The organism is Enterococcus ratti (genome assembly GCF_001886195.1).
Lineage (GTDB): Bacteria > Bacillota > Bacilli > Lactobacillales > Enterococcaceae > Enterococcus_B > Enterococcus_B ratti.
Genome location: NZ_JXLB01000037.1, coordinates 1 through 8,765 on the forward strand (window position 1 = coordinate 1; position 8,765 = coordinate 8,765).

At 30.5% G+C, this 8,765-nt stretch carries 12 protein-coding genes and 2 pseudogenes; 4 read left to right on the top strand and 10 right to left on the bottom strand.

Annotated elements, in window-relative coordinates; all coding sequences use genetic code 11:
* Positions 1–189 (bottom strand): annotated as a pseudogene (locus RV14_RS11310) (primase C-terminal domain-containing protein); the annotation flags it as partial.
* A gap of 646 nt (positions 190–835) precedes the next feature.
* A complete protein-coding gene (locus RV14_RS11315) occupies positions 836–1,471 on the bottom strand; it encodes a hypothetical protein (protein WP_084650400.1) in 636 nt (211 codons plus the stop codon).
* A gap of 520 nt (positions 1,472–1,991) precedes the next feature.
* Between RV14_RS11315 and RV14_RS11320 the strand changes: the two genes are divergently transcribed.
* The 3 genes from RV14_RS11320 to RV14_RS11330 all read left to right on the top strand — a co-directional run bounded on the left by RV14_RS11320 (position 1,992) and on the right by RV14_RS11330 (position 3,900).
* Complete coding sequence (locus RV14_RS11320; RefSeq protein ID WP_081129310.1) at positions 1,992–2,708, top strand: replication initiation protein; 717 nt, start codon at positions 1,992–1,994, stop codon at positions 2,706–2,708.
* Between the two features lie 110 nt (positions 2,709–2,818).
* The gene (locus RV14_RS11325; protein WP_071856349.1) at positions 2,819–3,631 is read left to right on the top strand and encodes a ParA family protein; all 813 of its coding nucleotides are present in this window, start codon (positions 2,819–2,821) and stop codon (positions 3,629–3,631) included.
* Complete coding sequence (locus tag RV14_RS11330) at positions 3,631–3,900, top strand: ribbon-helix-helix protein, CopG family (RefSeq protein ID WP_071856350.1); 270 nt, start codon at positions 3,631–3,633, stop codon at positions 3,898–3,900. Before RV14_RS11325 ends, RV14_RS11330 begins: the two co-directional genes overlap by 1 nt.
* A gap of 312 nt (positions 3,901–4,212) precedes the next feature.
* On the opposite strand, the gene RV14_RS13090 is transcribed toward RV14_RS11330, so the two are convergent.
* From RV14_RS13090 to RV14_RS11335, 3 genes are all read right to left on the bottom strand, one after another.
* Entirely contained in the window at positions 4,213–4,296 is an 84-nt protein-coding gene (locus tag RV14_RS13090; RefSeq protein WP_219336905.1) for a putative holin-like toxin, read from the bottom strand.
* Between the two features lie 270 nt (positions 4,297–4,566).
* The gene (locus RV14_RS12875) at positions 4,567–4,698 is read right to left on the bottom strand and encodes a hypothetical protein (protein WP_281245812.1); all 132 of its coding nucleotides are present in this window, start codon (positions 4,696–4,698) and stop codon (positions 4,567–4,569) included.
* Positions 4,698–5,261 (bottom strand): recombinase family protein, encoded by a 564-nt coding sequence (locus RV14_RS11335; RefSeq protein ID WP_071856351.1) that lies wholly within the window; start codon positions 5,259–5,261, stop codon positions 4,698–4,700. The genes RV14_RS12875 and RV14_RS11335 overlap by 1 nt, the downstream gene beginning before the upstream one ends.
* 235 nt (positions 5,262–5,496) lie before the next feature.
* Between RV14_RS11335 and RV14_RS12805 the strand changes: the two genes are divergently transcribed.
* A complete protein-coding gene (locus RV14_RS12805; protein WP_071856352.1) occupies positions 5,497–6,108 on the top strand; it encodes a helix-turn-helix domain-containing protein in 612 nt (203 codons plus the stop codon).
* 296 nt (positions 6,109–6,404) lie between these two features.
* Here the strand turns inward: RV14_RS12805 and RV14_RS11345 are convergent, their stop codons facing one another.
* The 5 genes and pseudogenes from RV14_RS11345 to RV14_RS12810 form a co-directional block, all read right to left on the bottom strand.
* A complete protein-coding gene (locus tag RV14_RS11345; protein ID WP_002305052.1) occupies positions 6,405–6,836 on the bottom strand; it encodes a type II toxin-antitoxin system HicB family antitoxin in 432 nt (143 codons plus the stop codon).
* 33 nt (positions 6,837–6,869) lie between these two features.
* Complete coding sequence (locus RV14_RS11350; protein ID WP_071856353.1) at positions 6,870–7,055, bottom strand: type II toxin-antitoxin system HicA family toxin; 186 nt, start codon at positions 7,053–7,055, stop codon at positions 6,870–6,872.
* Positions 7,056–7,391: 336 nt separating this feature from the next.
* Complete coding sequence (locus tag RV14_RS11355) at positions 7,392–8,069, bottom strand: hypothetical protein (RefSeq protein ID WP_245785510.1); 678 nt, start codon at positions 8,067–8,069, stop codon at positions 7,392–7,394.
* Between the two features lie 279 nt (positions 8,070–8,348).
* Positions 8,349–8,534, bottom strand: coding sequence for a hypothetical protein (locus RV14_RS11360; RefSeq protein ID WP_071856355.1), 186 nt, complete (start codon positions 8,532–8,534; stop codon positions 8,349–8,351).
* 98 nt (positions 8,535–8,632) lie between these two features.
* Positions 8,633–8,765 (bottom strand): annotated as a pseudogene (locus RV14_RS12810) (DNA/RNA non-specific endonuclease); the annotation flags it as partial.

An 8,765-nucleotide genomic window follows, 5' to 3' on the forward strand; every position in this document is an offset into this window, starting at 1 on the left:
AATCGCTTCTTCAGACGTAATAACCATCCCACGTCCTGCGTTCATTAATTGTTTGCTGCGGTACGCAAAGATTGCACCATTCCTGTTGGTATTCTCATACCCGACAGGCTTCATGGTGCTGTTTCGATATTTGTATGTACGAATGCCTTGTTTTAACAAAGCTGTATAGCATTGATCTAAGTTTTCCATCCTAAAATTTCCTCCGAATTGTATTGAAAGAGAACACATGCCAATTTTAAAAATGGTTCTGTGTTCTCTTTCAATATTCGGCTTAAATTTCTGTAAAAACCTAGAAAAGTATCGCTTTATCTATTGAACTGCTCGCTCCAAATGTGCTATAATTAACGCACATTTGTAAAACAAATAAGTGGTTTGTCAGACCGCTTAATTTATTTATTGAGACGAGCGCGAACACATGAGGGTCTTTCATGTGATTCAGAAATAATTGATCCGACCAAAGTCAATTATTTCCGTCTCTTTTTTTATGTAACTTTCTTCTACTCCATATTATATTATTCATCTAAAAAAAGTAAACTATCTTTTTCATGGAATTTTTTATGCTAAATAATCAAATCGCTTTAAATCAAGCTCTATCCACTATTAAACATAGCATACGTTATTCCATCTCTAGCAAAATTCCCATAAAATTTCATAATCTCAACTTATTTTCTCTATCCAATAATGACTTAAACTAATAAGATAATTTTAGCAAAACAAAAAAGACTGGAGTAAAAAGATACTATCTCTAGCCTTTTTTGATATTAGAAAAAAACCAACAAACAGTTCATTTAAATTTTTAGTTATAGACATCCATAGCCAAAGCTTACCTTTTAGGTTAACCTTCATACAATTCACGCATTCTTTTCTTTTGTTGGGGAGTTAATAATTTCAAAATAAAACTTTTTTCTAATGCTGTTAAATCTTTGTATTGATCTTTATGTTTGTCTTTCCGTAATTTTATACTTACAATTTTTCTAAATGCAGTTTTTTCATTTTGATTTAAAGTATCATAAAATGACCTTAAATATTTTGCTTGATTAATTGTTAACTTTCCATCTTTTATGATTTGTTTAGTAATACTTTGCTGAAATTCAGTTTTAAAAAATCGACTATTTAATGCTTCGAATAAAATTGTCTCCCAATAATCAACTTTATCTTGTTCTACCCTCTGCACAGTAACTGTATCTCCTAAAGTATCATATAAATGTTCATGTGTCTCTGCCATATGTTCTATGAACTTTGTTATACAAGAACTTCCAACAATCATTTTATTTTGATTCAATTTATTTTTGATTGTATATTCATATCTGATTTCTTTATGACCACATAATTGACAATCAAAATCAGCTTCCTCATTATCAAATAATCCGACATAAATCCATTCTCTTTTTGCTTCAAAAAAATTATTTTTATCTTCACTCAAAGGCAACAAATTACTTTTAGCACGTTCTAGCCATCCAGTCTTTGCCATTAAATCTCCTCCAGGTAAACGATTTAATTTAATTATAGCATAATTGATTGTTACAAAAGTAAGTCTACAGAATATGCTTTAAACTGCAGTTAACTTCTTTTCTATCGTGCATTTACGTTACTATATTCTTACAAACACACACATATATAAATATAAACAAAAACATATACATATACATGTGCATGTATATGTTTTTGTTCGTGTATACGAGAAATATATGGAAAAAAATATGCTAATTGATTTAATCTTAATATACAAAATGGAATTTTTTGTGCTATATCATTTACTTATACTATTTTACAAAAATACTAAAGAAAATAAATATTCCTCAACACAAACATGTATATATTTATGTTTGTGTTTATGTTCATAGAAATACATACATAAATATAAACCAATGGATATCACCAACATATTTATGTATATAAATATACACATAAATATGTTGATAAATATGTTTATGTGTAGTAGAATAAGTCATGAAGATATAATCTATAAGAAAGGTAGCCAGGTGAATGAAATGGAAAATGTTGTGCTATTTGATTTAAATGAAATAGATAATAAGAGAAATAAAACACTTCAAAAATCAACCAATCTTATTCAAAAAGCAAAACATTCATTAACAGCAAAAGAACTCACTTTAGTCGATTTTATGGTTACCAACGTTAAAGAAACTGACGATGATTTCTTCACAATAGAAACAACTATTGCTGAATTAAATGAAATTTGCAAGTTTGGACATGGTGGGGCTGCTCATTTAAACACAGAAAAAGCTTTGCTAAATTTAGCTAATAAAGGTTTCTGGATTGAGCTTCCTGACGGAGTAAAAACAATCGGTCGGTGGCTTGATAAACCTTATATTAAAAACGGTCGAGTCAAACTGCGCCTTGATTCTGATCTTGCGCCATATTTGTTGAACTTAGTTGAAGGACAATCAACTAGACTCTTTTTTATGGACGTTGTTAACTTGAAAAGTATTCATGCTAAAAAGCTTTATGAATATCTACAATCTTGTAAACCAGATAATGAAATTTTTTTATCTGTAAACGAAGTAAAATTCTTATTTCAAAAAGAACATCTTGAATGGTATAGAGTTCTTCCATATCTAAGAAAAGCAAAAGAAGATATAAATAGTCGCACTACTATGAAAATCGATTACCAAACTGTTAAGGAAGGTCGTTCTACGATAGGCATCAAAATTATGCATTCTAAGAAAAAATCGGATTTTATTGATTAAGACACCACATAAACATGTTTATATTTATGTTTGTGTTTATGATCATATTCATGTTTATATATATGTATATAATAACTTAATAAATATTGAAAATTAAGGAGGGCAATTATTTGAAAACATTAACAGTGAATATTGAAAAAGGCGGTACAGGAAAATCTAGTACAGTTTATAATGTAGCTGAAAAAGTTTCAAAAATAGCTTCAGTACTTTTGATAGACCAGGACAAATCAGGTAACTTAACGGATAGATATTCAAAGTATGATTACGGATTAATGAAAGACGAAAATAAAATCTCAAATTTGTACAAAGGAAAAAATTTAGAACCTATTCATATTCATAAAAATTTAGACTTGCTAGCTGGTGGACACGAACTAGCAGATATGGAAGATTTCATAAGGGATAAACCAAATAATCGCTTGATTTTATTCTCTTGGTTTGTTAAGAATATTGAAGTATTACAGAAGAAGTATGATTATATCTTCATAGATACTCATAATGATACAAGCTTGATTACTCAAAATGCATGGGCAGTTTCAGATATCATACTTGGCGTATCCGACCCATCTATGGATGGTTTTAAAGCTTTATTGAAATTAGGCAGAGATATTGACACATTAAGAAAAGAATTAGTAGAGGTTAGAACGGGAGAAAGTTACCTAATAGCAGACTATTATTTCATCGGAAATAAAGTAAAACACAATACTAACTCTAGTAAAGAGTTTTTAGAAATTATTTCTAAAGAGCCAAATTACTTAGGCTATATTCCCGATAAAGAACTGATTAATACAGCAAACTTAGAAATGATACCTTTAGTTGAATATTCAGAAAATAAAGAGCTTTACAACAAACATAAAAATTTCTTTAATCAGACATGGAAAGTATACGATACAATTTTAAATAAATTGAACGGAAGTGATCAATAATGGCAAATAGATTTGAACAAGCAAAAAATAATTTTAAAGAAGTAACAACTAGTCCAGAAATAACTGATTCTAATACTACTAGTACTAGATTAGACACAGCTTTAAATCCAGCTGAACAAGTCGAAAAAACAAAACCAACACAGATAACTCTCTATCCTTCCGAAAAAGAGAAGGTACAAATCCTTAAACAAACTCTAAATCGAAAATCAGTTTCTGAAGTAATTCGTGATCTTATAAACGCAGAGTACTCACGTCAATTTCCAAACTAAAATATAGAACACTCTGTCTATCAGGAATAGGCTTTTGCCTATTCTTTTTTTGGTCATAAATATATCCATGTATATAAATATAAACATAAATATAGATATAAATATAGTCATAGATATAAAAACTTATGAGGCACTCAATAAAAAAAGGATTACTCCAACATATTTGCAACTTCTACATTACTTTGCTATACTTAAAATAAGAAAAAGGGGCTATGCTCGAACATAGCCCCTTGTAGAACCGTTAAAAAGACGGTGACTTAAAAATAAATGATTTACTCAAACCATCTACTCTTCGGTCAAAGTGTTAGATGGTTATTTTTTGTCCTTATGGTCAATTATCAGCAAAACTAGCGTCGCAAAAGCGATCATCAGTTGAATTGCTTCAAACGTTGACACGTGCTACTCCCTTCTAGGGATAAAGCTATGAACCATAGGCATCACCCCTTTATTAAGAGATTAGCCACCATCTTTTCACTTTTCTACAGTTCAATTATAGCATATTGAACTTCTTCAAAACTATCCTAACATTGCTATCCTTTGCAAACGACAACGACAAAAGCTTCCAAACGGCAAACTTGTAAGTTTTAAGAGTGTGTTTATTATGTTAGAAAATAAAAAAATCAGTTCAAGTATTTTTTCAAAAATAATGCGTTTGAAATCACCTTGTCAGTTAGTAAAAAGCTTTTCTATATCTTTTTTATTCCAGCTGACATCAATTACTATAAAATCCTTGAAATCTTTAGAAGTAACTATTTCTAAGGAAGTTTTTTCATCCAATTTCACAGTTTTCGTTTCCATTATTTTCCCTCCAGTTTATCTAAGTAACGATAAATCGTTGTTCTAGAAATATGCCAACGTTCCGCAATCGTCTTAATCGGTGTTCCACTATCCACTAAAGTCTTTAGTAATTCCAAGTCTTGTTTAGTCAATTTTTCAGGACGACCACCAAACCTTCCTCTTGCTCGTGCAGCTGCTCTTCCTGCCGCAGAGCGTTCCAAGATTAGATTTCGTTCAAACTCGGCAAACGCTGCAAATAAATGAAACATGAGTTGTCCAGTAGAGCTAGATTTGTCCATTGTAATATTTTCTTGAAGACTATGAAAACTGACACCACATTCATTCAATCGATTGACGATTGAAATTAAATCTTCCATGTTTCTCCCCAAACGATCTAAACGCCAAACGACAAGTGTATCTCCAGAACGAACAAAATCGATCGCCATTTCTAATCCTGGTCGATTACTTTTTATCCCACTTATATGATCGGTAAAAATTTTTTCACAGCCGAATTTTTTTAAACTATCCTCTTGCAAATCTAAATTTTGTAAACCGGTAGATACTCGAGCATATCCTATTTTCAAAAAATCACTCCTTCATTAATTCCATTGTAACATAACTTTATCTATATAGTTTAACTGAACATAGATTTTGTTATGGGTTTATGAACATAAAATGAGTTGATTTTTTGAAAAATAAAGTCAAAAAATAAAGTGTCCAGAAAGGGACGATTTTATGGACACATAAAACCTTGATTTTCTTCTTATTGCACTCTATAATAGGTACTGCAAAGTACCTATTATAGAAAGGAAGTATTATATGTTAAAAAAAGAAGTAGTAGAATATTTTGAAGATATGAAACAAAAACTCAAAGATATTCCTGAAGATTCAAGTATTGAACTCATCAATCAATGTTATAAAGATTTTAGTAACTGTAATCTAGTAAAAACAAACAATACTTATAACTTGTATATGGGCAAGCATACAGATCTTAATTATTTAGACGTTTTTTCGGCTGCTGAAGCTAGTCAACGATGGGGATTCAATGAAAATTATGTTAGAAAAGAATATAATAAAAATCCTCAGAAATTCTTAGAAGGAAGTATACGATTATTTGGTACAACATATATTATTACTCGTGAAGGAATGGAACATTTGACTGGACTTACTGAGGAATCTGCAACAAGCTGGGTCATCTGGCATGAAAAAGATAACGTTATTGATTTAAAAAAATATAAATCTTCGGAAATAGATTGTAGAAACGAATTGGCGCTACTATACTTAAAAGAAACTAAGAAAAAAAATACTATTCATTACTCAAATATGGAAGATAAGATTAGTTTTTTCTATGCTCCTGATAATGGGCGATATTGTTACGCTAAAAAAAACTATTTTAATGAATATCAATCAAATATCTTGTGTGACTGTTGAATACATTAATTAGGATAGTTCTAATTAAGAAATTTATTTATTCAAATTGCAGAACTTTCAGAATATGATATAAGTTCTGCAATTTGATTTTATCATTTATATAGCAGACAAATTACCATTTAAAAAGAAAAATGACAAATTCAAGTATCTTATGAATACATAATAGCCCAACAGAGTATACTCGTTGCCTCTTAAATAATATATTATCGAATCTAATTAAGTGAGCTGCTGAAGGCTCTATGAAACTAGCAATAAAAAAAGATCAAAAACTTTTAAGTTTCTGACCCTTTTGAGTTCTAATTATTTCTTCCAGAACGAAGAATGTTATCTGCTTTATCTGCAATTGATTCTGTTAGAAGGACTGAAAAATTTATGCCAGCTCTTTTGCCTAACTTATCCGCCCATTGAGGAATTGTTAAGGTTTTTTTGACAAGTTCTGTGTCTTTCAAATATTTGGCAACATCTACACGAATTAAAGTAGTAAAAGAATCATCTTCAACAGAAATCTTATTGATTGGTGTTGGTTCTGGAAGTAGATCTTCATGCTCAATATAATCTGCTAAAACCATACCTAACACCTCTTGTGCCATAGCAATTCCATAAGATATATCGTCTTCGTTAATTCCTGTGTAAGCACCTTGAACATCAGGAAATTCAATAAAGTACCCACCACCTTCTTCTGGGCTAAAAATAGCAGGATAGGTTTTTGCTAAAGGCTCACTTAACATTTCAGTCAATCCTTTCTTTAATCGAATGCGAGATTATTTCAATCCCGCATCCTTTAAAATTTTTTGCTCAAGTCCTCGGCCAAGATCTTGATTGGCATGAACAGGAACAGTGATTCTAACACCATCCTTATAAAGATGATGATGAGATCCCTCTTGCCTTCGCTCAGCCCAGCCATTTTTTTTCAATAACTTAAGCATTTCTTTTCCCGTAAGTGGCATTGTGCACTATACCTCCTTACAAAATAATTATAACACGTATTAACACGTGTGTAAAGTGCTATCACTTTTAGAATTTTAGGATAAAAAGTAACGTCACTTTCTTAGTGCTGGTACCTCAAATCCTGCTTTTTCCTGCGCAGTCAATAAAGACGATAACTAGGCAATTTGTCGATAACCACACATTCGGAGTCACAACGAATGAAAAAAAAGACAAGCCTATTCGCAGTAGGCTTGTCTTTGTGCTTCTATTGTACAAAATCTTTACATTTCGCAATTGTATTATAGCATTTCTACCTCAAATGAACAAATTAAATATTCGTTTATAACTATAACTTCTTATTTACTTGTTTTTCTTATTATAAATGGACGTTTACGATTTTCTTGTTTCTTTTGATTAGAAGTTACAATATTCTCTTCCTTTGGTATAGTGATATAGTCTGTCTTTTTGAACCCTTTCGCAACTTTTTTCAAAAAAAATGGTTTAAATTTCGGTTGAGTGAAAGTTACTTCTTTATTCAATTCTGTCGGTTTATAGACTTGAATAATTAATACATGGTACTTTTTACCTTTAACAGAAAAGATCACAATATCTCCTATGCCAATTTTCTTATAGACAGTTTGTGGTGCTTTAAAATAAACCTTTTGTTTGGTTTTGTGTAAAGTCTTATCTTTTAACTCCAAAAATAGCCCTTCAAAAATTGTCTTTTTATTTATGAATCGTATTTTAGGCACTCCTTCTCCTTTTCGAACAGGAAGAATGCCAGAATTTTCGTTAAAGATTTTACTAATGATCGCAGTATACTCATTTTCTTCTTCTTCAGATCTACCTGTAATTATATTTTTTACATAAACCAATTGACCATCTTTAGAATACACAAGCATTCCCTTTTGAATCTCTTTTTCTAATTTTTCAGCTACACGAAAAGTAAATATCTTATTTTTTAAGTAGACAGAATCATTTATCCTTCCATGTGCTGGTTGAACATGAACAGCTTCTACTAACAACTTATTCACTTCCTCTTCATTTAATATATTAGCAAATTACCAAATGATATACTATGAATAAAATAAAAAAAGCTATGCGTAAACATAGCCCCTAAATTTGCTTCAGAAACAGACAAAAAATGCTATCGTAAACTTACTACGTCTTGAGTATAACATCTATACATCAAATAAAAAAGATAGGTACTGCCTGAAACTTCATTAACGGACAGTACCTAAAAAGTCTATAGTATGGACGTTTAACAATATTATTTTATCAAAAAAACTTATCATTTCAACATATATAATTATCTAAATATTCTTCATTGAATGCTCATATTTGATTGATTGTTCTTCTACAATATATTCATCCCACGAACAAAACAAGTAAGTCATTGTTCCTCCAGACAAAATAACTTTCCATTCCATGGATAAAAAGCTAATCCAAATACCTACTGTTAATATAAGCATTGCTAAATTACTATTTATTTTCTTCATCTTGATTTCTCTCCATTCTCTTGTTAGAATGGGGCGTAGGTTCTATATTGTACAGAGGTTACTTTTTGCGGAAGTAACCTCTATTTTTACGCCCTTAATTAATTTTGAACCCTAGAATTTCCTGTTTGATAGTCAATAACATAACCTTCCTGCGTGTTATGGATATAAACATTGAAAGAAAGTCCATTATCTTCTATACTTTGGGCTTCCATTTGTACACCTCTAGCAACC